Source organism: Shimia sp. SK013, assembly GCF_001292625.1.
Taxonomy (GTDB): Bacteria; Pseudomonadota; Alphaproteobacteria; order Rhodobacterales; family Rhodobacteraceae; genus Shimia.
Genome location: NZ_LAJH01000013.1, coordinates 181,837 through 204,616, shown reverse-complemented (window position 1 = coordinate 204,616; position 22,780 = coordinate 181,837). Strand labels below are relative to the sequence as shown.

Genomic DNA, 22,780 nt, shown 5'->3' with positions numbered 1-22,780 from the left:
ACCAACAAGCGCCAATTGCGGCCTATTTGGCAAGCTTTTGCTGATCTCCGGCTGGCTTTGGACGCTCAGGATGATAGCGTGGCGCAAAATTTAGGGGCTAAGGCGTGAAATTTCACTCGATTGAAGGCGACGTGACGGTGAATCAACCGGATGCGGCCGCGTTGCAGGACGCAATAGCGGCCCGGTTTGCCAACGGAAACGGATTTGCGCTCGCGACGATCAATCTGGATCATCTGGTGCAATTGCGGCGGGACGCAAAGTTTGCGCAGGCCTATTTGGCCCAGGATTTTGTGGTGGCGGACGGCAATCCGATCGTCTGGTTGTCGCGGCTTTCGAGGCGACCGGTCGACTTGATGCCGGGTTCCGAACTCGTGGTGCCGCTGGCACAGCTCGCCGCCAAAGCGGATGTCTCCGTGGCTTTGATCGGCAGCACGGCTGAGGCCTTGAGCGGCGCGGCGCGGGCGCTTGAGGCGCAGGTCAAAGGCCTGAAGGTTGTCTGTCAGATCGCGCCCCCGATGGGATTTGATCCCGAAAGTGATGCGGCCGCAGAAGTGTTGGCGCGCGTCAATGCCAGCGGTGCGGGGCTGGCGTTTCTGGCGCTGGGCGCCCCCAAACAAGAGATGCTGGCCGCGTGCGGCCGCACTCTGGCCCCCGATGTCGGCTTTGCCAGCATCGGCGCGGGGCTGGATTTTCTCGCGGGAACCCAAACGCGCGCACCTAAGTGGGTGCAGGCGATTGCGATGGAATGGCTATGGCGGTTGCTCGGCAATCCGGCGCGGCTGGTCCGGCGCTATGCGCGCTGTGTCGGCATTTTGCCCGCGCTGATGCGGGACGCGTGGGCGCAACGCTAGGCCATGCGCTTACAACTGTCGCGCAGTCCTGCGTCGCAACATCAACGCATCTTTGATCCGCCCCTTGATGCCACGCGTCGGCAAGATCTCGCGGTCCATCTCCCACACAGAGCCATTCAAGCTGCGGTCGGCATCCAATGCCAGTGACGCGCCCCAGTGAGCGGCGACTGCGGGCTCCAACCCGTCAGGCAGACCCATGTCAGTTCTGAGCATGCCGGGCATCCACGTGCTGATTACAATTCCCGGCAGGCGATCCCCAAGATCGGCCACTAAAGCACGGGAAAACACCGAACACGCGCCTTTGGACACGGAATAGGCCGCGCCACAAGGCAGCGGCGCGATGTCGGCAAAGCTTGAAACATTCACAATCCGACCGACGCCGGTTTTGCCCATATCCTCAAGCGCCGCGCGGGTGCAGGCGACCATGCCGCCAAGGTTGATGTTCACCGTGTCCATGAAGCTTTCAGCGGTTTCATCAAAGATATCACGGTGCGGATAAACACCTGCGTTGTTGATCAGAATCGAGACCGGTGCAATCGCACGGGCTTTGGCAAAAGCGTCGCGCACCGCATCTGAATCGGACACGTCAGCTGGGATCGCTGTGAACAGATCTCCCGCCAGTGTGGCGGTTTCGGCCAAGGCATCGGCGCGCCGGCCAAACCCGACCACCCGGTGTCCGCGCTTGCAAAGCTCAACAGACAAAGCCCGCCCAAGACCCGATCCCGCGCCGGTCACCACGGCCACACCGTCAGCTAGCTTGTTCATCGGTTTTCTCCTTGCTCAACGTGGCAATGATCGCATCTCCAACCCGCAGCGCGTTGGCGGCAATCATCAGGCTCGGGTTCACGCCCATCGAGGTTGGCATAAAGCTCGCATCCGCCACCCAAAGATTGTCGATCTCATGCGCGCGGCAATCGCGGTTCAGCACGCTGGTTGTGGGATCATCCCCAAACCGCAACGTGCCGCAGGGGTGGCCCCAATTCAGCTCCGGTCCTGTACCAAGGAATACGCTGCGCAGTCCTTTCAGGCGCCTGCGGATCAACCGCCGGAAAGTCTTGCGACGCGCACGCAATTCCGGCGCAATTGAATAGCTGACATGCAAACGCCGCGGATCATCGGCGTCAAACACAACGCGGTTCTCTGCGTATGGCAAATCCTCAAGGATGCCGACAAACAGCTTGGCCTCGCCAAACAGGCGCACCGCAATCGCCGCAGGAATGCGGGTTAATTGGCGCAAAGGGCGCAGCTTGCGCAAGGCAGAGCGGTCAAAAGCCATGTTCAGGTAATGCACAATCTCGCCGTAGCGGGCTTTGATCCCCATCGCCTGCACCATCCCAAGACGGGTTTCGCCGTCGTGATAGGTGTCGCGAAACGCCAGCGCCTTGGTGGCGGGACTGCCTTTGAACGCACGTCCGGGCCACAGCGCGAAGATTTCGTTGAGATGAAACATCAGGTTGTGCCCCACCAAACCGGACCCATTGCCCAGATCAGATGCCATCAACAGGCGCGGCGATGTCAACGCCCCCGCCGCCAGCACATAGGCCCGCGCGGATAGGTCAAACTCTTCGCCCTGACGGGTCGCCGTGATTTTGGTGATGCCGTTCTGATCCGCGCTCAATCGGGTGACCTCGGTCAAATCAAGCAATTCGGCCCGTCCGGTTTCTAACGCAGGTTCCACGCCCGCCGAACGCCCGTCCATCTTGCAGGATCGCGGGCATTTGCGGCCCAGACAGGTGGCGCATCTGTCCAGATTTCGCAGCGCCATGTGGCCCTGATAGGGGTGCAAGCCCGCCGTTTGCATCGCCTCAAGCAACGCTTTGTCGGCGCTGGGCATCTCGGGGCCGGCTGGCAGGCTGTCGCCATCGCCCAACGGATCAGGGGTACCCGTAACGCTGAACAACCGCTCGACGTCCGAGAAATAGGGCCGCATTTCGGCGTAGGTGACGGGCCAGCCACCGGTGGGGTGGGGTATCTCTGCGCTGTGGTTCAGGTCATGGGGTTCGGGCCGCTCGAGCGTCGCCGCGTAAAACACCGAACTTCCGCCAACTCCGGCCCCGAGTGGGGCATTGAACGTGGTTGAGACGCCGTCCAGCTCGACGGTCATCGGCTCGGGCCAAAAGCCCCGCACCAACCGTGCCTCCTGATCCCAGATTTGCGCGTTAAGCTCGGTTTCCTCCGGCCGCAAACCGGCAGGACCGCGTTCAACAAAAAGCACTGACAGACCAGCCTCCGCGAGCCGTCGCCCGATGGTGCCACCGCCCATGCCGGTTCCGATGACGATCACATCCCATGTCTTGGACGTTGAAACCATCACCGATGCTCCGCGTTGAAGAGGGGGTGAAATACACCACGAATGCGGCGCGCGGCTGCGTTTGTCAGGTGGTTGTTGTCGAAATACTGGCCAACGCCCAAATGGATCGCTTCACACAAAAAGGCATCACAGAACGCCCCCCACGTCAAAAGCAGGTTCGCGCCACTTTCGGCAATCGCGGTCTGCGCCGGTTTTGCGCGGCGTTCGGCATCGGCCCGCCCAATGGCGGAACGCCGTGTGCCCTCATCCGGCGTGATCTGTCCGTGAGCAAGCGCACGGGCCACCTTTGGCGCGCTATAAAACGCGATCTCAGGAGGTTGTTCCAGAATATGCACAAACCGGTCGGTGTAGGAGATTTCCTGCACGGTGGCACGCAAGGCTCCCGCGAACAGATCGGCTTGCGCAGGCGCATCAAAGCGGTCGCTTGCAAGCGTGATGGTGTTGTGCGCATCAATGCCCGTACCTTTGCCGGTCGCGTAATAAGACCAGCGCCCGATCAGCACGACGTCGCTGATTTCAGGCATCTCGGCAAAGGCTTCGCGAATTTGTGCATTGGCGGCAGTGCAGGCGGCGTCTTGCGCCGCTGTTGCCGCGCTCTCTTGTTTTTGCAGATCAAAGGCAGGCGCACAGCCGGCGCGCCAAATCACCAATGCAGCGCGGTCAGACTCGTCTGCGATTTGCGCCAGTCCTTCGTACATTGCACGCACATGGCTGTCGCCCCAGATCAACATCCTTGGTGGCGTATCTTCAGGGCCAATGGGACATACGTCCAACCCTTCAAACGGACCTTCGTTCGCCGTGCGGCAGCGAGAGAAATCCTGCAAGAAATCGCCGGTGGCTGCGATATGGATGTTTGCTTGCGGCCCAAACCGCCCCGCGACGCCTTCGGCGCGGAAAACATATCCGGCGACACCCAACAACAGCACAGACGCCACAACCGCGCCGCCCAAAACCGCCGGCCCACCAAGGGACTTGGCCTTGCGCACCGGCTGTTCGATCACCGCCCAGCTGGCTGTCGCAAGAACCCCGCTGATCGCGATCCAAAGCGCCACTTCACCGGGGCCTGCATACGCGCCCCTTACATAGGTGGTGAGCGTCAGCACCGGCCAATGCCAAAGGTAAAGCGAATAAGAAATCAGCCCTATCGCCACTGGCACGCGCATCGACAACACACGGTTCACAAGGTTGTCGTGTTGCCCGTTCGCGATCAGCATCACAGTGCCCAATACAGGAAAAATCGCCTGCCATCCGGGGAAGTGTGCACCGGGTTGGATCAGAAAAACCGCGCCAAGCGTGATCGCGAGACCAGCGTAGCTAACCCCTGCATTGACGCGATACTCAAAGCATTTCTCGGTGGCCCAAACCGCGAGCAGCACGCCCGCCAAAAGCTCCCACGCGCGGAAGGGGAAAAGGTAGAATGCAGCAGGCTGACTGCGTTCAGTCATCGGCAGAGATGAAATCAGCGAAAGCAGAAAAAGCGCCGTAAATCCCCAAAGCATCGCAGGCCGCGACCGGCCCAGGAACAGAAAGACCAGCGGCAAAAACAGGTAAAACTGCTCCTCCACCGACAGAGACCACGTGTGCAGCAGGACCTTTTCCTCAGCCGCGCCGTCAAAATATCCGGATTGGCGGAAGAACAGCACATTGGACAAATACACAGTCGCGGCGATCACCCCTTTGGCGGTCTCGCGATAGTCATTGGGCAACAGCACCAGCCAGCCCACGACCAACACAGCGATGGCCATAACCACATAAGCCGGCGCAAGGCGTTTTATGCGTCGCAGATAGAATTTGCCCAATCCAAGCTTTCCGGTCGCAATCTTCTCGCGCCAAAGGATGCCGCCGATCAGAAAGCCGGAGATCACAAAGAACACGTCCACGCCAACAAACCCGCCGGAAACTCCGGGCAGGCCAAAGTGATAAAACACCACCGCCAGTACGGCGATGGCGCGCAGACCGTCAATTTCCGCCCGATGGGCGTGGGGTTGGCTCATGGCGTCCTTCATGGTGCGCAGAAAATACCCCTCGGACAAAACCCGCAAGAGCCGCGCGTGCTACAACACGGACGTTGCACGACAAGAGAGGTTTTGCGACAACGATTTAGGGGCAATTTGAAGGCAGGGCAGCGTGTCACAAGATCAAACAGTTTCAGCAGAGGTCGCAGATATGGGCCGCGAGGCCGTGCGTGGCTTCTGGGATGCGGGCCCAAAGCTCGTGCGCAGCATCCGGCGCTATCAGGCCGCCAAGGCGCGCGGTGGGCTGTTTGGGGGGATCGCGGCAAAGTATTGGGTTGTGGTGCACAAGGTCTGGTCGCTGCTGACACAATGCGAAGTGCACCTGAACATGCAGATCGCAGGCGGGCTGAGACTGCCGCATCCGAGTGGCATAATAGTGCATCCTGACGCGGTGATCGGACCAAATTGCCAGTTGATGCATCAGGTGACATTGGCAGGCGCGGTGACGCTTGGCGGTCATGTTGATGTGGGCGCAGGCGCCAAAATAATCGGACCGTTAACTGTGGGTGACCACGCCGAAATCGGAGCCAACGCGGTGGTGACCAAAGATGTGCCCTCCGGTGCGGTGGTGGCCGGCGTGCCTGCAAAAGTGATTGGGTCGCGTTTGACTGAATAGCGCCGCGTATCTAAAGAACCGTTCGCCGCTTCAACACAGTTTCTGACGGCGGGGGCGTTTCGACGTCTTCCTGAACGCCATCTTTTCTGCGCCGCGCCAACCGTTCGGCATGACCAAACAACGTCCCCGCAATCAACCAAGTCGTCGGTGTCAGCGTCGCATTGGGCAACAGGTCAATCAGATTGAACCCCAGCATCAACGCCAGCGGCCCGAGGTACGGTGACAAGCCGCGGTCTTTGTCTCGTGCCCCCTGTGCCCCTTCCATCAGCGCAAAGGACGCGTCGCGCCGAAACTGTTGCTCTTCAAACCGGGACACCAAGCGCAATTCGCGCCAGACAAGGAAAATCGGCAGGGACATTAGCCCAAATTGCGCGATGTAGCCGACCCACCCCCAGACTCCGAGCACAATCACCCAATAGCCGTCTGACACAGAGGTGATAAAGCCGGTATCGGGGTCATGGACGTGGTTGCGTCCCCAGATGCCCCAGCCAAACCACGGTTTCAAAAAAGCGCGGTCCACCAGAATATCCTCGTTCTCAAACCGGAACGCCAACGAGTGTGCGCGCTCGTCGCTGATGGCTTCGGCCTGCGATAGGATGACCTCGGCGGGCACAAGGTCGATCGACTTGAGCACCGGATAGCTGATCGTGATCAACGCCAGAAGGGCGGCAACCCGCACCTGCATCCGCGTGCTGAGCAAAAGGATCAACGCCCCAGCCGCACCGGCATAGACCAGCGTCGCAAGGGTTTTGCACAGGACCAGCACGCCAAAGAGGTAAAATGCCGCAATCATGTATTTGGCGCGTGTCGCGCTGCGATCCGCACGCCAGACAGCCAGCGCCGCCAATAGGCAGGTCAGCACAAAATAGGCCAGCCAGATGCCATGATAGAGGAACACCATCGGACGATACCCGCCCTGACGGACGGTCTGCGAGAACAGGTGTTGGAAGTAGCCATAAACCCAGTTGTTGATCTGCGGGCTCAGACGGACTTCGATCAGGATCGGCAGGGAGTAAGCCAGACCGGCCATCACCAACGCGATCAGCAGGTCTCGCTGATCCTCACGTGTGGTCAAATACTGCCGCGCCATCAGAAATCCAATCACCAGAATGAACCGGTTGATCGGCTGCGCGATGGCATCCTGAAGATAAAGCCCGCGAATGATGTTCTCGGTAAAGATCAACGGCTCGGGGTTGGTGAACACTGTGGCGATCGGGCTGAGCACAAAGATCAGGAGCAGCCACCGCGCAATCAGGCTGTCAGGCAACAGGCGCGGGCGGTTTTCGCCACGCAACACCAGAAAGGCCACGATCAGGATGGCGAGGTTGGGCAAGGACGTCTTGTCCAAGGCCGGCATCAATGGAAAGTCGATGGCCGCAGGTGGAGGCGGCAACAACAAATAGGCGCCCAGCAACGACCAGATCAGCGCGCGGCCCGGTGGCAGCACCACAAACAGCCGCCAGATCACGACCGGCCAGATCACAAGCATCACTGTGGCAAGTGCGTTTGGCATAGGGCGGGGCACATCCTGTTTGGTGGGAATGAAAAAGGCGCGTCGCCACTATAGCGCGCGCCTCTCGATTGTCAGCGGTCAGCTGTGTCAGACACCGGTGCCCAGTGCCACAACCGACACAGTGCGCAGCACCACGGCCACATCCGTGCGCAACGACAGCGCACGATCATAATTTCCGTCGTGAATGGCACGTTCCGCAAAGCTGCATTCGTTGCGCTCGGATATCTGCCAAAATCCGGTGATCCCTGGACGCATCGTGAAATAGGCGGCACCGGGATACAGGGGCACTTGCTCCGGCATCATCGGACGCGGGCCAACCACAGACATGTCACCGCTCAGCACGTTCAAAAATTGCGGCAGCTCATCCAGCGACGACTTGCGGATAAGGCGGCCAATCGGCGTGATGCGTGGATCGTTGGACAGTTTTTGCTTTTCGTCCCACTCGCGGCGGGCTTCAGGGTTTTGACGCAGATACTCTTCGAGTTTTTGATCCGCGTTGGGCACCATTGAGCGCAGCTTGAGCATATAAAAGATGCGGCCATTTTTGCCGACGCGTTTTTGGCGGTAAAACGGCGAAGCTCCGTCGCGGGCGATCAGCAGCGCCAGCATAAGTACCACAAAGCCCACCGGCAGCGCGATCGTCAGGACAAACAAAATGTCCAGAACACGCTTTACAAAGCCGCGGTACAGGCCGCGCTGCGGCGTTGAAATCTCAAAGCCTTGCGCAAAGTCTCTTCGCGAATAGATCGCCATCAGCGTCATCCCCACTAACACGTCGCTTGGGGCACTTAGGGATATGATTGAAAGGCCAAGTTTTGGTCAAAGCTTCGCCGTCGCGCCAAAATTGACACGTGTGGCTCGTATTGGACCGTTATGAATAGCGCCCTGGCAGCAGGGCTCATCGCTCAGCAGTCTTTCGTTTTCCCTCGGTGCTCCATTCTCAGAAGCGCCCACCCAAGAACATATATTAGACACAATTTTCCCGAAATCCACCGTAACTTTGCATCAATATTCCCTAAGTCATTGATTTAGTTTAATGTTAACCAATAATGAAAAAAGTGGCCGTGTTAAAAAGCGGTTAATTATCGCGCTATATGATCCGTAGTTGGAAACGGTTCTATCAGCGCTTGTAGGATTGTTTCGCAAAACAGGTTTTTGAAGTTCGCGAAATGGCTCTGAGAACCACGCCAATCGGTCATTGATTCGGGGAATAGGCTGAAATGTGGCGGGAATTGGGCGACTTATCGTCCGAATTTCAAAGCGATTCCCGCCAGCGCAGTTGCCGCTGCCAGCACTGTGCCAATCTTCGCCAAGCTCAGAATGCGGCGATTGCGGCGCGAGCGCCTGGTTTCGATCACCGGGATCGCGGCGACGGCACGCAGGCGCAACTGCCGCTCAAGTTGCCCGCGGGTCCAGATCACCGGACTGCGCATTTCGGCCAGAAACACCAGAGTGAGTGCCATAGCCGCGCTGAGCATGCCGCCTGTCGCGAGGATCTTCTTGCGCGACGGTGCAATCGGCCAATCCGGTGGCAGCGCCACTTCAAGCACGGCAAAGCTGTCGGATTTGCGATTGGCCTCAAGCATCTGGTTCATCTCGGCCTGCGCCTTGCCGATGGTGACGGCCTCATACTGATCTTCCAGTTTGCCCAGCTGACGTTGCAGCTTGCTAAAGGCCTGTTCGATCGCAGGGGTCGCGGCCAATTGCGCCTCAAGCCCGCTGATCTCAAGTTGATAGAGCGCGCGCTCTTCGGCCAGGCGCGCCACGCGTTGCCCGCGAATGGTGCTGGCTTCGGCTTGCCCACCGTCTTGCAACGACAAAATCTGGCGCTGCACTTCAAGTTCGATTTCTTGCAAATCGGTCAAGCGGGTGCGCAGGCTTTCCACGCTCCCAGGCAGGATTACTGCGTTTTCACGTTTAAACTCGGCAATCTCCGCCTCAAGCGTAAAGATCGCGGCACTGATACGGCGCTCTTCGCTGTCAAAAAAGTCAAGGGTTTCACGCACGCGCGCCGACCGGCTGGCCTCTTCCTGATCCAGCACATTGTTCACCAACTCATTGGCGACATTGGCCGCCAGCGCCGCATCGGTCATGCGCACGGTCACCAACAGGGCCGAGGGGCTGATGTCCTGACGCCACCGCAGTTGGGGGTTGGTGATGTGCTGAACACGGGCTGCACGACGCAGCAGGTCGACCTTTTGCAGATCACTCAGACCAGCGTTGCGATAGAGGCCAAATTTCTCGATGATTGCGAGAAGGTTATCGCGCGCCATCACCCGCTGCTCCACGATTTGCAATTTCTGCAACATCTCCGCATTCAGGGATCCGCGCGAGGACTCGCCGGTCTGAATGGTGGGCTGTTCGATCTGAATGGTGGCGGATGTTTCATATTCACGCGGCAAAGACAGCACGTAGACCAGAGAGATCAGTACGCCAAACGCAATCACAGACACCCACAGAAGAGCCCTTCTGCGGAGCATGCTCAGCACCTCGCCAAGAGACTGAAACCTGTCCATGCCTGATCCTCAAACGTCATTCTGGCGCCGTGATTTCGCGCTCTGTTGGAATTAACTATGGTGAATGAATGTGGTTATCCCGTGGCGCAAACAGGGAAATTGGCGTTTTCCGTGCCCACCACAGCCCCAAGCGTGACCATTGTCAGGATATGACCGCCCGCGACGCCGCATTGGCCTGACACGGTGCTTCCGGCGCTGATGGAGGCGATGTCGCGATGAAACGTTGCCACAAAGCCGCTGCGCAAAGCGTTGAACGTGATCGAGGCGGCTTGAAAGCCAAACACTTGCCGTGTGATCGGAAACTGCGCCTTAAACACGGCTTCTTTCGCGGAAAACAGGCGGCGTGCCAGAAACAGCCGCTCGGTCTCAGGAAGTGTCGCCAGCATCGCGGCCTCATCGGGCGTGCAAATTGCTTTGATCAATTCCGGCTTGAGCGGCGCTTGGGGTTCCACATCAACGCCAAGCGTCCGAAAACGGGTTTGGGGCGCGACAATGGCCAAAGCCGCGTCGCGGTTATGGGTGATCGATCCGGCGATGCCTGTGGGAAACACCGGCGCGCGGTCGGTGCCTTTAGGTATGGCCACGGCTGGCAGATCCAGCGATTGCAACGCCTGCCGCGCGGCCCGGCGGCCGGCGGCGAATTCGCGTTTGCGTTTAGGGATCGCTGTGGCGATGGCGGGCGCTTCTTCGGGCAAGACCGTGGCGGGGCTTTGCGTCGGGTCGGCCACGCCAACACCGACACCGCGCGGTGCAAACCGTCGGGCCAAATCCAACAGATCGGTCAGGTTCTGAGAGGGATCCGTCATCACGTCCTTGCCCTTCGGCGCGCCCGCATTGCGCGGCGCTTGCTCATCATTTCGGCGCGTCCATCCGCGCGGTCCGCAACATCTTCGCGACTCGCCACCTGCGGCGCATCCTCGGGGCGTGTGCCACCCGTTAGCTCTTGGATACGTGTGACCAGTCCGGCCATGGATGGAAAGCGGAAAATGTCGGTGATCGACAGCTTCGCCGCGCCGGTTTCGGTGCGGATGTCCCGATGTGCTTGAACCGCCAAAAGGCTATGCCCGCCAATGTCAAAGAAGTTGTCGGTGGCGTTGACCTCGGCCACGCCCAGCACCCGCGACCAAACCGCTGCAACCGTTGCCGCGACATCGCCTGACACCGCGACCGGTGCAGACACGCGCGCCGCCGCGACCGGTTTTGCGACCGCGACGGTGCGGGTTTCTTCGGGCGACGGCATCGCGTTGCGGTCGATCTTTTTGTTCGGAGTCAGTGGGAAGTCGGCGAGCGTCACATAATGCTGCGGTCGCATGAAGGCCGGCAAGTTGACGCGCAGAGCCGCGCGTATGTCGCTCTCATCGGGTATCGCCTCGCCACGCAGATACGCCACAAGGCGCACATCGCCCGGGGTATCTTCACGCGGCATAACCACAGCCTGCGCGACGCCAGCGATCTCTTCCAGACGGGTTTCGATTTCGCCCAGCTCGATGCGATAGCCACGCAGCTTGACCTGATGGTCGGCGCGTCCAAGGAAATCAAGCTTGCCGTCATCTCGCCAGCGCACCAAGTCGCCGGTTCTGTAAAGCCGCCCGTCGCCAAAGGGGTTTTCGACAAAACGCTCCGCAGTCAGGTCTTCGCGCCGCCAATAGCCACGCGTGACGCCCGCGCCGCCGATCAACAACTCGCCGGGCACTCCAACGGGCGCGGGATCACCCGTCGCGTTCAGCACGTAGATTTCCGTGTTGGCAATCGGCGTGCCGATATTGGCGACGCCTTCGCCCGCTTCGGCCATGCCGGTTGTCGACCAGATGGTGGTTTCGGTTGGACCATACATGTTCTGTATGTCCGCGTTTGTGGCCGCGTTCAGATCGGCAACCAAACTGCCCGAAAGCGCCTCACCACCGATCATCAAATGATCTACACCACGTAGCGCGAACCGCGCCTCGTCGTTCATCGCAATCATCCGCGCCATCGACGGGGTGCATTGCAGGTGGCTGACATCGTGGCGGATCATTTGCGCCGCAATCGACACATCCGACGGGTCCAACTCGCCACCCTCATTGGCCAGCCGAAGGACTTTGGCGAGCGGTTTGAGCCCTTCCATGACGGTCGCTGTATCGATGCCGTAATCGATCAAACACGCAATCTCGGTGACACCGATGCGCTTGACCTGCTCTACCCGATCCAAGGCGTCCTCGATGGTGCCAAACAGGCCCGAGTCCTCGAAATAGCGCTGGAACGCAAAATCCAGGATGCCTTCGAGTTCCTCTTCGGTCAGGCTGCCAAGGTCGAGTTGGAAAGCGCTGTCCACGCCTTCAGGTTTTTTGAAAGCAGGGAAGGCCCAAGCGTATTGTTTGATCAGACCGGCAGCGGAGCGCAGATAATCTTTCATTGGCTCGCGGGCAATTTCACGTGCCTTTTCGCGGTCTTCAGCCAAAAAGCTGTGCAGCATCAAGGTGACGCTGAACTCATCGGGATTGTGGCCTGCCTCTCGCAGCGCATCGTGATAAAGCGCGATCTTGCCGCCAACTTCGTCCACGCTTTGCCCCAAGAGGTGCGTCAGCACGTTACAGCCATGCCGCCCGGCCTCTTTCCATGTTTCGGGATTGCCCGCCGTGGTCACCCACAGCGGCAGCTCTTTGGACACGGGCCGCGGTTGCGTCACAACCGCATGCATAGAGCCGTCTTGCTTGGCGAATTCCACCTCTTCGCCGTGCCAGAGTTTGCGCAGCTCCGCCATTTGTTCAAACATCGCCGGTTTGTTGGCAGGCGGTGTGTTTTCAGGGCGCAGCACAAAGTCGTCCGGCTGCCAGCCTGATGCAATCGCCATCCCCGCGCGGCCGTTGGTCAGGTTGTCGATCACCGCCCATTCTTCGGCGATGCGGGCGGTGTGGTGCAGGGGCGCGACGCAAGATCCGGCGCGCACACCGATTTGTTTGGTCACAGCCGCCACCGCTGCGCCGGTGACTGATGGGTTGGGATAGGGGCCGCCAAAAGCGTGGAAATGCCGCTCCGGCGTCCAAACGGCGCAAAACCCATGCGCGTCAGCGAATTTCGCGCCTTCCAACAACAGTTCGTATTTCTTGGACCCCTGACCGTCGTCGTTGCCCCAGTAATAAATCGACATCTCCATGCCGCCGGCCGCCGTCGGCAGGCGTCCGCCTGAAATCTGCGTGGTGGTCTCATCGCCTGACACCACCAACTTAAAGCCCCGCGACAGGGTCCAGAACAGCTCCAGCACTGAAATGTCAAAGCTGAGCGAGGTGACCGCAAGCCACGTGTCGCCGGTCTTGTGCGGTATCCGCGCGTCCATTCCGGCAAAGAAATTGGCGACATTGCAGTGCTCGACCATCACCCCTTTGGGTGTGCCGGTAGAACCGGAGGTATAGATCAGATAGGCGAGATCATCGCCGCCGGAAATCGCCTCGGGATTCTGCGCACTGGCATCTGACAGCCGCGCGTCAGTGTCGAGTTGCAAGGTCTGTGCCTGATGGTCAGGCAAGTCTTTGGCAAGCGCTGCTTGTGTGACGATCACACCGCAGCCGGAATCGGCGATGAAATGCGCCAGACGATCGGCGGGATAGGTCGGATCCATCGGAACATAAGCACCGCCCGCCTTTAGGATCGCCAGTGCCCCGACCAAGAGATCGGGACCGCGACGGGTGCACAGCCCCACCAAAGCCCCGCGTGTCACTCCCATATCGCGCAGCACATGCGCCGCACGGTTGGCACGGGCGTTAAGGTCCGCATAGCTGAGCGTTTCATGCTCAAATACCAGCGCCGCCGCGTCTGGTGTGGCCGCAACTTGCGCCTCAAACTGGGTAACAATGGTGGCGTCCGCATCAAAATCGACCACTGTGTCGTTCCAATTGGTCAGCAGGTCCTGGCGCTCGGTCTCCGGCAGGAAGGGCAGGTCCTGAACGGCGGCGTCATCCACCATGGCACCTGCCAAAAGTTCCAAACGCGCGGCAAGGCGTTTGGCGTGGCTTTCGCCGAGGCGGCTGGCGTCAAAATGCAACTCTGGCGCATCGCCAAGCGCGATGGTCAGCGTGGCGCCTTCAAGCGCGCCGGACCCATCCAGCGTCACCGCCACATCAGGCATCACTGGCGCGGCAAGTTTCGGATCACGGGAAATCAAGTCCAGCGCCCAAGTGCCGTGTTTGGTCAGTGTTTCGTTTGTTGCAGCAACGGCATTCACGGCTGCGGCGACGGTGCCATGTAGGACTTCGGCGCTCACCCGTAGCGGCACCCAATCGCTCAGAATGCCAGCTGCGCGGGGCAGGTCGGCGGAACGCAGGGCAATGTCACAAGCCTCCGGTATCCCTGACCGCAATGCCCAAAGGGTCACTGCGGTCAGGGCTTGCTTGGAGGGCAACTCGGGCAGGGTCAACGCGACCCTGCGCATATCGGGCAGATCGCCAGCAGCGGCGATCAGCGGAAGGTTTGCAGGCAAGAAAGCCGCTAAGCGCGCGCGCCAAAATGCGTCGGACTTGGCAACTTTGGCCATGGTGGCGCTCAGCGTCTCAGCGGCAGCGCGATCCAACAGCGGCAGACGTTCTCCGTCGCGGATGACATGGCCGGGTGTTTGCGAATGGCCCGCACTGTCGGTCAGGCGAGACAATGTCACAGCCCCACGTCCACAGGCGATGGTCACCGTATCGGCGCCAACAGCCAGCACCGCGCCGGGTTCGCCATGGCCCGCGCTTTCGGCGATCTCGGCGGCTCCGACCAGTAACACACAACCTGACGCCACAAATTTTGGCATGCACAGCGGGTTGAAGTAATCGCCGTGATCCAGCGCGCGAACCAGCGCAACGGCCTCTTGGGCATCGCGGCGGAAATCGATCCGACCAGCCGCTTCCGGGAGATGGCCAAGGCCGAAATAGCTGCGTTGCCCCATGTCTTGAGACCGCGCATCAGGCAAGCCATTGGACAGGGCGGTGACAACTTCGGGAAAGCTCTCGATTGCGGCGGCATAGGCTTTGGTGTTCAGCGTCAGCGCGGTGTCGGCCTGCGAAATATCAAACATGCGCTGGGAAATGATGTCGCCGGTGTCAGCTTTGGCTTCGATCTTGTGCCAAGTGATGCCGTGGCGGGCCTCTTGGTTAAGGCGCGCCCAGACCGGCGCGTTCAACCCCGCATAGCGCGGCAGCGGCCCGTCATGAAAATTCACCGCGCCTTTGGCAGGCAAACCCAGCACCGCTTGAGGCAACATGTCGAGGTTGGCAATCGACAGCAACCAATCAAATGCCTCGTCCCGCAGGGCCTCAACAATATCCGCATCAGAGGACACAACCCGCAGCCCTTCGCCCTCGGCCCATGTGCGGATATCGGCAGCGCGCGTGACGATGGCGGTTATGGCATGGCCAGCGTCGCGCCACATGGTGGCGCATTGGATCAGCAGGCTTTCGTTGCCGATCATCACGGCGCTCATGCGAGCAGTGGACAGGGTATCAAGGCTCATGTGTTGGCCTCCTTGCGCGGATTTAGCGTGGGTGTTTCGGTCCGTTCGCGCGGGGTCCGGTTGGGGATATTGCGGATGTAATGGCGGATCAGGTCCCACAGGAACCAGTTGGGATCACGGCGCGGTTTGCGCCCGACGATGCGGCGCAGCTTCCAGATCAGCGTGCCGGTGACATGGGCCAGCGTGGGGGCCAAAGCGCTGCCGTGGTTTTTGCGGAAGTAATACAGACGGCTGTCAAACCAGTAAGACGGCATGCGCCGCCATGTTTTCATGCCGGTAGACACGGACCCGATGTGGGTCACTTCACTGGCGCGCACATAATCGGTGGGCCATCCGGCCCGTGCGGCCCGCAGGCACAAATCGGTTTCTTCAAAATAGAGGAAAAAGCTCTCGTCAAAGAGACCAATGTCTTCAAGAACCTCGCGCCGCAGCATCATCGACGCACCCGCAAGCCAATCCACGCGCATGGTCGCAGACGGGATCGGCAGCGGAACGATGTGGTCTTTCAGCACTCGCGAAATCACCCCGAGGCGCGCGGCACCCTCAAGCTCGCTCCAGATCGTGGGAAAACGGAACGCGGTAACATGCGGTGCGCCGTCTTCGCCATGGATATAGCTGCCAGCAATGCCAACGTCCGGATTGAACGTCAGATGTGCCAGCAGCAGTTGAATGCTGCCCGCATCGGGAAACGCATCAGAGTTGAGAATATAGAAGTAGTCAAAGCCCTTGGCGGCGCCGTGCCGGATGCCAAAATTGTTGCCCGCGCCAAAGCCGCCATTGTGGCCCGATTGCACCACCTCAACGCAATTTTCGGCCCAGTCGGCATTGGAAATACCATCGCGGATCGCCTTAAAACTGCCATCGCCGCTGTTGTTGTCGACAATCACGATATGGCTATCAAGGCCCTGCATTTCACGCGCGGCCGCCTCGGCTGCGCGCAGGGTCATTTCTGGCGTGCGCCAGTTCAGTATCACAGTCAAAAGGCGGGGGGCGTCACTCATTCGGCGGCCTCCTTTCGCTGGCTTGATAAGGTGGCTTCAGCCTCGGAGATTACCTTTTTCATGCGGGCTGCCAGCACACGCACATTGGGTTCCAGAACCATGCTGTCGTGATCCCCTGGCACCTCAAAGACCTGCACATGCGGCACGTATTGGCCCCAGTCGTTGTCGGAGAACACATAAGCGCGGTCCGCGTCGACCAAACGACCCTCACCCATATCCCACTTACCCGAAAGAGGCGGACGGAACAGCACGAGGTTGCCGGCCCACGGCGTGACATCATAGGTGGCAACGGCGCGCAAAAACGCCGCCTCGATTTCGGCATCGTGGAACTGTTGGCCTTGCGCGTCCTGTGCAGTCTCTTCCGGCGCACGACGCTTGGAGAGCTCCCAAGCGATACGGTTTTTGGCCCAGATCAGCGGATAGGCGAGGCCTTTTGCCTTGAGTTCCTGCATCTGGATTTTCATCCGGTCAGCGCGCGAAAGCGCACGGCGCCGCGGCAGCGGTGTGTCAAGCAGGGCGACAAGCGCGACCTCTTCTCCGTCAGCCTCAAGCTGGCGTCGGATTTCGTAGGCAGTGATGCCGCCGCCGGAAAACCCTCCCAGCAGATACGGCCCGTTCGGCTGCACTTGCCGCATCTCGGCGATGTAGTCACGCGCGGCTTCTTGCAAGTCATCATGCGGTGCGGCGTCGCCCAAAAGACCACGCGCCTGAAGGCCATAAAACGGCCGGTCAGCCCCAATTAAATGCGCGAGATGGCGCAAGTTCAACACGTTGCCAAACATGCCCGCCACAAGGAAGAACGGGCGTCGCGGCCCGCCTTCTCCACTGTGCATGGGCACCAGATGAGTGAACCTACTGGCGGGGCGCGCCCCAACCTCAGGCTCAGATGAGCCCTCGTTCGCACCGGTCTGACGGGCGTCAGACGCCGTGTCGCCACCGACGCGATCCGCAATCATCGCAGCACAGGTTTCGATCGTGGGCGCTTCGAACAAGACCGAGATCGGGAACTCGATGCGATAGGCCTTTTTGACCATCGCAAACAGACGCACCGCGATCAAGCTGTGCCCGCCAAGGTCAAAGAAACTGTCACGCGTGCCGACCTTGTCGACGCCCAGCAAATCCTGCCAGAAACCGGCCAAGGTGCGTTCGATGTCATTTGATGGCGCGACAAAATCAGTGTCCAGCTCAGGCCGTTCAAACGCCTGACCATCGCCCGCAGTGTCGGTCATGCCCACTTCTGCCTGCGCAATAAGCGCGGGCAGATCGAGCGAGGAAATAACGACCTGAGCCAGAGGCGCGAGCAAGGCGGCCTCAAACATAGCAGCGCCCTGCGTCGGCGGGATGCCCTGACCCAAGTTATGGATCAGACGTTCCTCTGCAGCTGAGAGAGGATGCATAACCTGATCTTGCGAAGCAAAAGAGATTTCGGCCGCGCTCAGCGGCGGTTGCGCGACCAAGCCAGCGGCCTCAATCCGGCGGATCGACAGGCCCTGTACTTCGACGCAGACCCCTCCGTCCGGTGCGGCGAGTGTCACATCAAAACGGACCACACCGTCGTCGTTGGTGCCGGAGGCAAGGCGGACGTGGCTTATGATTTCGGACGGCAACGGCGCATACATCGTCAGCACGTCATAGCTGACCGGCACCCAGAGATGTGCTTGCCCATAGCCGGGGATCAGATCCATCGCCCATCCGGTCGCAATATCCAGCAAACCAGGGGGCAAGACGCAGCCGTCGCCTACAAACTGCGTATCAAGCGCCAGCGATGCCAAGCCTTCGCCATCGCCTAGGGCCATCTTGCGCAGGACTTTCCAGCGCGGGCCGAACGTCAAATGCGCTTCTTGCGGGGCCGACAGCGCAGAGGACCCTGCCGCCTTGCTTCCTTCACCGACGCGGGCCATAGCGCTGGCAGTATCTAAAACAGGCGGTTTCCCGACGGCGGGGATCAACCGAGCCTCGGCGTGGGTTTGCCACGCTTCACGGCCGTCAAATTTGCAGGCGCTTTGCACCTCGAACCGATACCCCTCATCTGAGCGTTCCAAACGCGCCCGCAAGGTGAGGGTTTCGCCCTCGTCAACGCGGATCGGACGCAGGAACAGCAAATCACGCAGCGCAAATCCGCCGTCCTCGCCATGTTCACGCAGCGCCTCAGCCGCCAACTCGATGTAACCGGTGCCGGGCAGGATTGCCGCGCCTTCTTTGGTGCGGTGTTCGTCTAACACCCAACGCGACGTGTCATAACGCGCTTCAAAAATGCGATGTCCGGCGGCGTCAAACCCCGCCGTGTCCAACAACGGTGCGCTGATCGGCTCCATTTGCGTCGGGGCAACGTCACCCTGTCGCGCGGCGACCGCTTCGGCTGCCATGCCGATTTCGGCCCAAATACCCCAGTTGATCGCGCGCACACGCGTCGCGCCGCCGCGGCGCGATTGCGCATAAGCGTTCAGGTAAGCGTTGGCGGCAACATAATCGATCTGCCCTACGGGTGCAGTGGCGGTGGAGGATGAGCTGAACAACACCAGCCAGTCGAGATCGCCATCGGGGAAGAGTTGTTCCAACACTTGTGTGCCGTGCAATTTCGGCGCCAGCACGTCGTCAATCTGCGCAGACGTTTTGGCCAAAAGCGGCGCGTCGTCGATCACCCCTGCGGCGTGGATCACGCCGTTAATGGGGCCAAGGGCCCCGCGCGCGGTGGCGACAGCGTCGCCCATTTCGTCGATATTGCACACGTCGGCCGCAAGGCAAAGCACCTGACCACCAAGGCTCTCGAGACGCTCAACGGCGCGGATGCGGCGGGCAATACGGTCTTGCGGAGCGTGGCCGCGCAGATAGGTGGCCCATGTGCCCCGCTCCGGCAGCCCATTGCGAGAGATCAGCACCACGTTGGCGCGGGCCTCGCGAATGGCGCGTTCCGCCAAAGTCAGGCCAATTCCGCCAAATCCGCCGGTGATCAGATAGGTGCCACCCTCTCTCCAAACCGGCATATGTTCGGCGCCAAGCTCTGTCTTGCGATAGCTCCGCTCAAATCGTTTGTCCCCGCGCCAAGCCGCAATCAGGCTGCGCGGTTCGGCCATCAGGTCCTCAATCAGGCGCATCGCAAGCGTCAGGTGGCCTTTGCGTGCCGGCGGTTGCACGTCAATCAACGCCGCGGTCACACCCGGCAGCTCACGCGGGATCACTTGCACGGCGCCAAGTGCTGTGGATTTCTCGGGATAGGGCAGGGCTTCGCCGCGCACTTGCAGCGCTCCGGAACTGATCGCGGTGATATGCAGCGGGCGTGGCAGGTTCTCGTCTGTGATCGCTTGCGCAAGGAACAACAGGCTCATGAACCCCTGCTCTTGATTGCGGTGGAAAAAGCTGGAACCGGGTCGATGGTTTTCGGTTTCCGTCAGCAGCCACATATGCACCACGCGATCCGGCACGCGGCCCCGGGCCATCAGATCGGCAATCAACGCATCGTAGCCTTCGCGGCCCCTCTCGGGCGCAAGCACATAGCCATCCGGCCCGTTAGCGGCAAAGGCATCACCCGTGCGCACGGTCACCACATCATGGCCCGCATTGCGCAGCTGACTTGCCACGGCGGCGCCGGTTCCGCCAGCATCGGTGAAGATCAACCAATGGTGTTTAGGCGCGTCCGCAAGCTCAGTGGCCACATCGATTTCACATTCCGCAAGTCGCGGTCGCCAAACCGGTGCAAAGGCCCAGTCGGCAGTGTCATCAAGGCGCATCAACAGATCATCCGGCGCGTCAATCTGATCCTTTCCGGGCTCGATGAAATAGCGGCTGCGCTGAAACGCATAGCTTGGCAGGACCACACGCTGGCGCGGCACGCCGCCCCAATATTGTTCAAAATCCACAGCAACGCCGCAGGCCCATAGCCGTCCCAGAACCGTCAGAAAATAGGCGTCGTCCGCGATTTTGTCTTCGGGATGGCGCAGCGAGGACACCACCTTGTCCGCTTTCACCTGACCATGCATTTTGACCAGCGAGGCCAGCGCCTTACCGGGACCGACTTCAAGGTAGACGCGGTTCTGAGTCTGGCTCAGCGTAGTGATGTCGTCGGCAAACAGCACTGTGTTGCGCAGGTGCGCGACCCAATAGTCGGGTTCGGTTGCTTCGCTCGCAAGCAAAGCCGCACCGGTGCGGTTGGAAATGATCGGCAGCGTGGGCGCCTGCAAATCGATCCCGCGCAGGTAATCGCCGAACCGCTCCAGAATGGGTTCCAGCATACTCGAATGCGCGGCGATGTTGATGGGCACGCGTTGGGTGTCGATTTCCTCGGCTGCCAGTTCCGCTGCCAGCGCGTCAAGCGCGGCATCTGGACCGGAAACCACGGTCAGAACGGGCGCATTTACTGACGCAATGTCCAAATCTTTGCCAAGGCGTGCGGTTACTTCGCCCAGCGGCAAAGGCACCGACAACATGCCGCCCGCGGGCACGGTATCAAACAGTTGGCCGCGCAGCTGCACCAGCCCAAGGCACTCCTCAAACGACATCACGCCCGCCAGACAGGCTGCGGTGTTCTCGCCCATCGAATGGCCAACCAAAGCGGCAGGCGTCACGCCCCAACTGATCCACAGCTGGGCTAGCGCATATTCCACCATCATAATCAGCGGCAGCTGCAAGCTCGGTTTTTTCAACGCCTCTTCGGCATCTTGCGCCGCGTCTCCTTCGGCCAGCCAAAGCGCGCGCAGCGCCTCGCCACCCTTGCCGGCCAGCACGTCAAAGCCGTGGTCCATCCATTGGGCAAAGACCGGCTCGGTCTCAAACAGATCGCGCCCCATGCCGACATATTGCGCGCCGCCACCGGGGAACATGAAGACAACTTCGGGCGCGTCAGCCTCGGCAGAATGATTAAAAACGCGCAGATGATTGCCGGATTCCAACAAATCCGCAGCTTCTTGATGGCTCTCCGCCACCACAACCCGCCGTTTTTCGAACTTTCGCCGGCCATTCAGCAATGTGTGTGCCACATCGGCCAAAGGCTGATCCGGATTGGTCCTCAGATGCGTCGCAAGATTGGCGGCGTTGGCGTCCAGCGCTTTGGCGGAGCGGCCGGAAACAGCGATCAATTGAAACGGCCAGTCGCTGTCGGCACTAGGCAACCTCACGGGTGCCTCATCCACGATCACATGCGCGTTGGTGCCGCCGACCCCAAGGCTGTTCACCCCGGCCCGGCGGATGCCGTTGCGTGGTGTCCAATCGGTCAGCGCGGCATTGACCGCAAACGGGCTGGTGTCAAAATCAATCGCCGGATTGGGTTTCTCAAATCCCAGCGACGGTGGCATCTGTTTGTGATGCAGCGCCAGCGAGGTCTTGATCAGGCTCGCTGCACCCGCCGCTGTGTCCAGATGGCCGATGTTGGTTTTCACCGATCCGATCCGGCAGAACCCCGTGTCGTCTGTGGTTTCACGGAATGCTTCGGTCAGGGCCGTCACTTCGATCGGGTCGCCTAGATAGGTGCCGGTGCCGTGGCATTCCACGTAATCGACCGTGTTTGCGGTGACATCGGCAATCGCCATAGCGTCGGCCACAGCCGAAGCTTGTCCGCCCACAGACGGAGCCAGATATCCGGCCTTGTCACTGCCGTCGTTGTTCACTGCCGAGCCTTTGACGACGGCCCAGATATGGTCGCCATCGGCAATTGCGTCTTCAAGTCGGCGCAACACAACCACGCCCGCGCCCGAGCCAAACACCGTGCCTTGGGCACGATGGTCAAACGCGTGGCATTCGCCGTCAGGTGACAGGATCTCGCCGTCCTCAAACACATAGCCCCGCCCGTGCGGCAACTCGATGGTCACGCCGCCCGCCAAGGCCATGTCGCATTCACCGTTCAGGATCGACTGCGCCGCGTAATGCACCGCAACCAGCGATGTGGAACAAGCGGTTTGCAGACCCAGAGACGGCCCCTTCAGGTCAAGGAAATGGCTCAGCCGCGAGGCAAGGAAATCTTTGTCATTGCCGGTGTGGCGCAGCAGGAACATGCCGGTGCTGTCCACCAGATCGCGGTTGGAACAGATGTTGAAATAGAAATAACTGCCCATGCCGCAGCCGGCAAAAACCCCAATCGGCCCGCCAAAGTTCTCGGGCATGTGGCCGGCGTTCTCCAACGCCTCCCAGCTCACCTCAAGGAATTGACGATGTTGCGGGTCCATGATCGCGGCTTCTTTCGGCGACAGACCAAAGAAATCGGCGTCAAACTCGGCAAAGCCATCCAGCATGGCGGCAGCAGGCACATAATTGCGATGCTTCAGCCGTGCGCGGCTTTCACCATTGGCCAGCAGATCGTCTTCGGACAGTCGGGAAATCGAGCGGATACCGTCACGCAGGTTTTGCCAATACTGCTCAATGCCGGTCGCGCCGGGCAGGTGGGCCGCCATGCCCACAATCGCAATATCCGTCTCGCTAACCGGCGAGTCCGAGTGGTCGCTCACAATAAAACCTGCGTCTAACTATGCCATTTTGGCCTCAAGTTACGCCCATCACGCACCGA

The 22,780-nt window shown here is 60.3% G+C and carries 12 protein-coding genes; 2 read left to right on the top strand and 10 right to left on the bottom strand.

What is annotated here, in order from left to right; all coding sequences use genetic code 11:
- The first annotated feature begins 104 nt into the window (after positions 1–104).
- Complete coding sequence (locus SHIM_RS13310; protein WP_054003154.1) at positions 105–851, top strand: WecB/TagA/CpsF family glycosyltransferase; 747 nt, start codon at positions 105–107, stop codon at positions 849–851.
- Between the two features lie 9 nt (positions 852–860).
- On the opposite strand, the gene SHIM_RS13305 is transcribed toward SHIM_RS13310, so the two are convergent.
- From SHIM_RS13305 to SHIM_RS13295, 3 genes are read right to left on the bottom strand one after another with little or no spacing between them, the layout of a single operon-like run.
- Positions 861–1,616 (bottom strand): SDR family oxidoreductase, encoded by a 756-nt coding sequence (locus tag SHIM_RS13305; RefSeq protein ID WP_054003153.1) that lies wholly within the window; start codon positions 1,614–1,616, stop codon positions 861–863.
- Positions 1,600–3,162 carry a GMC oxidoreductase gene (locus SHIM_RS13300; RefSeq protein ID WP_054003152.1) on the bottom strand — a complete coding sequence of 521 codons (1,563 nt, stop codon included), beginning with the start codon at positions 3,160–3,162 and terminating at the stop codon, positions 1,600–1,602. The genes SHIM_RS13305 and SHIM_RS13300 overlap by 17 nt, the downstream gene beginning before the upstream one ends.
- The gene (locus SHIM_RS13295) at positions 3,162–5,168 is read right to left on the bottom strand and encodes an acyltransferase family protein (protein ID WP_082358393.1); all 2,007 of its coding nucleotides are present in this window, start codon (positions 5,166–5,168) and stop codon (positions 3,162–3,164) included. The genes SHIM_RS13300 and SHIM_RS13295 overlap by 1 nt, the downstream gene beginning before the upstream one ends.
- Positions 5,169–5,289: 121 nt before the next feature.
- Between SHIM_RS13295 and SHIM_RS13290 the strand changes: the two genes are divergently transcribed.
- On the top strand, positions 5,290–5,793 hold the full coding sequence (locus SHIM_RS13290; protein ID WP_241488869.1) for a serine O-acetyltransferase: 504 nt from the start codon (positions 5,290–5,292) through the stop codon (positions 5,791–5,793).
- Between the two features lie 10 nt (positions 5,794–5,803).
- Here SHIM_RS13290 and SHIM_RS13285 read toward each other — a convergent pair whose 3' ends face one another.
- From SHIM_RS13285 to SHIM_RS13255, 7 genes are all read right to left on the bottom strand, one after another.
- Positions 5,804–7,306 (bottom strand): hypothetical protein, encoded by a 1,503-nt coding sequence (locus SHIM_RS13285; RefSeq protein WP_054003150.1) that lies wholly within the window; start codon positions 7,304–7,306, stop codon positions 5,804–5,806.
- A gap of 87 nt (positions 7,307–7,393) precedes the next feature.
- Entirely contained in the window at positions 7,394–8,059 is a 666-nt protein-coding gene (locus SHIM_RS13280) for a sugar transferase (RefSeq protein WP_054003202.1), read from the bottom strand.
- Between the two features lie 488 nt (positions 8,060–8,547).
- Positions 8,548–9,822, bottom strand: a complete 1,275-nt coding sequence (locus tag SHIM_RS13275; protein WP_054003149.1) for a Wzz/FepE/Etk N-terminal domain-containing protein — start codon at positions 9,820–9,822, stop codon at positions 8,548–8,550.
- 74 nt (positions 9,823–9,896) lie between these two features.
- The gene (locus SHIM_RS13270; protein WP_054003148.1) at positions 9,897–10,628 is read right to left on the bottom strand and encodes a 4'-phosphopantetheinyl transferase family protein; all 732 of its coding nucleotides are present in this window, start codon (positions 10,626–10,628) and stop codon (positions 9,897–9,899) included.
- The gene (locus tag SHIM_RS13265; protein ID WP_054003147.1) at positions 10,628–15,286 is read right to left on the bottom strand and encodes a MupA/Atu3671 family FMN-dependent luciferase-like monooxygenase; all 4,659 of its coding nucleotides are present in this window, start codon (positions 15,284–15,286) and stop codon (positions 10,628–10,630) included. Before SHIM_RS13265 ends, SHIM_RS13270 begins: the two co-directional genes overlap by 1 nt.
- Complete coding sequence (locus SHIM_RS13260; protein ID WP_054003146.1) at positions 15,283–16,287, bottom strand: glycosyltransferase; 1,005 nt, start codon at positions 16,285–16,287, stop codon at positions 15,283–15,285. The genes SHIM_RS13265 and SHIM_RS13260 overlap by 4 nt, the downstream gene beginning before the upstream one ends.
- Positions 16,284–22,721 carry a type I polyketide synthase gene (locus tag SHIM_RS13255; protein ID WP_275043954.1) on the bottom strand — a complete coding sequence of 2,146 codons (6,438 nt, stop codon included), beginning with the start codon at positions 22,719–22,721 and terminating at the stop codon, positions 16,284–16,286. Before SHIM_RS13255 ends, SHIM_RS13260 begins: the two co-directional genes overlap by 4 nt.
- Positions 22,722–22,780: the final 59 nt, after the last annotated feature.

Bases quoted from the DNA above. Each gene is read 5' to 3' on its own strand.
- SHIM_RS13305 (WP_054003153.1), bottom strand. From the start codon at position 1,616: ATGAACAAGCTAGCTGACGGTGTGGCCGTGGTGACCGGCGCGGGATCG.
- SHIM_RS13265 (WP_054003147.1), bottom strand. From the start codon at position 15,286: ATGAGCCTTGATACCCTGTCCACTGCTCGCATGAGCGCCGTGATGATC.
- SHIM_RS13260 (WP_054003146.1), bottom strand. From the start codon at position 16,287: ATGAGTGACGCCCCCCGCCTTTTGACTGTGATACTGAACTGGCGCACG.
- SHIM_RS13270 (WP_054003148.1), bottom strand. From the start codon at position 10,628: ATGACGGATCCCTCTCAGAACCTGACCGATCTGTTGGATTTGGCCCGA.
- SHIM_RS13280 (WP_054003202.1), bottom strand. From the start codon at position 8,059: ATGGCGATCTATTCGCGAAGAGACTTTGCGCAAGGCTTTGAGATTTCA.
- SHIM_RS13295 (WP_082358393.1), bottom strand. From the start codon at position 5,168: ATGAAGGACGCCATGAGCCAACCCCACGCCCATCGGGCGGAAATTGAC.
- SHIM_RS13275 (WP_054003149.1), bottom strand. From the start codon at position 9,822: ATGGACAGGTTTCAGTCTCTTGGCGAGGTGCTGAGCATGCTCCGCAGA.
- SHIM_RS13300 (WP_054003152.1), bottom strand. From the start codon at position 3,162: ATGGTTTCAACGTCCAAGACATGGGATGTGATCGTCATCGGAACCGGC.
- SHIM_RS13285 (WP_054003150.1), bottom strand. From the start codon at position 7,306: ATGCCAAACGCACTTGCCACAGTGATGCTTGTGATCTGGCCGGTCGTG.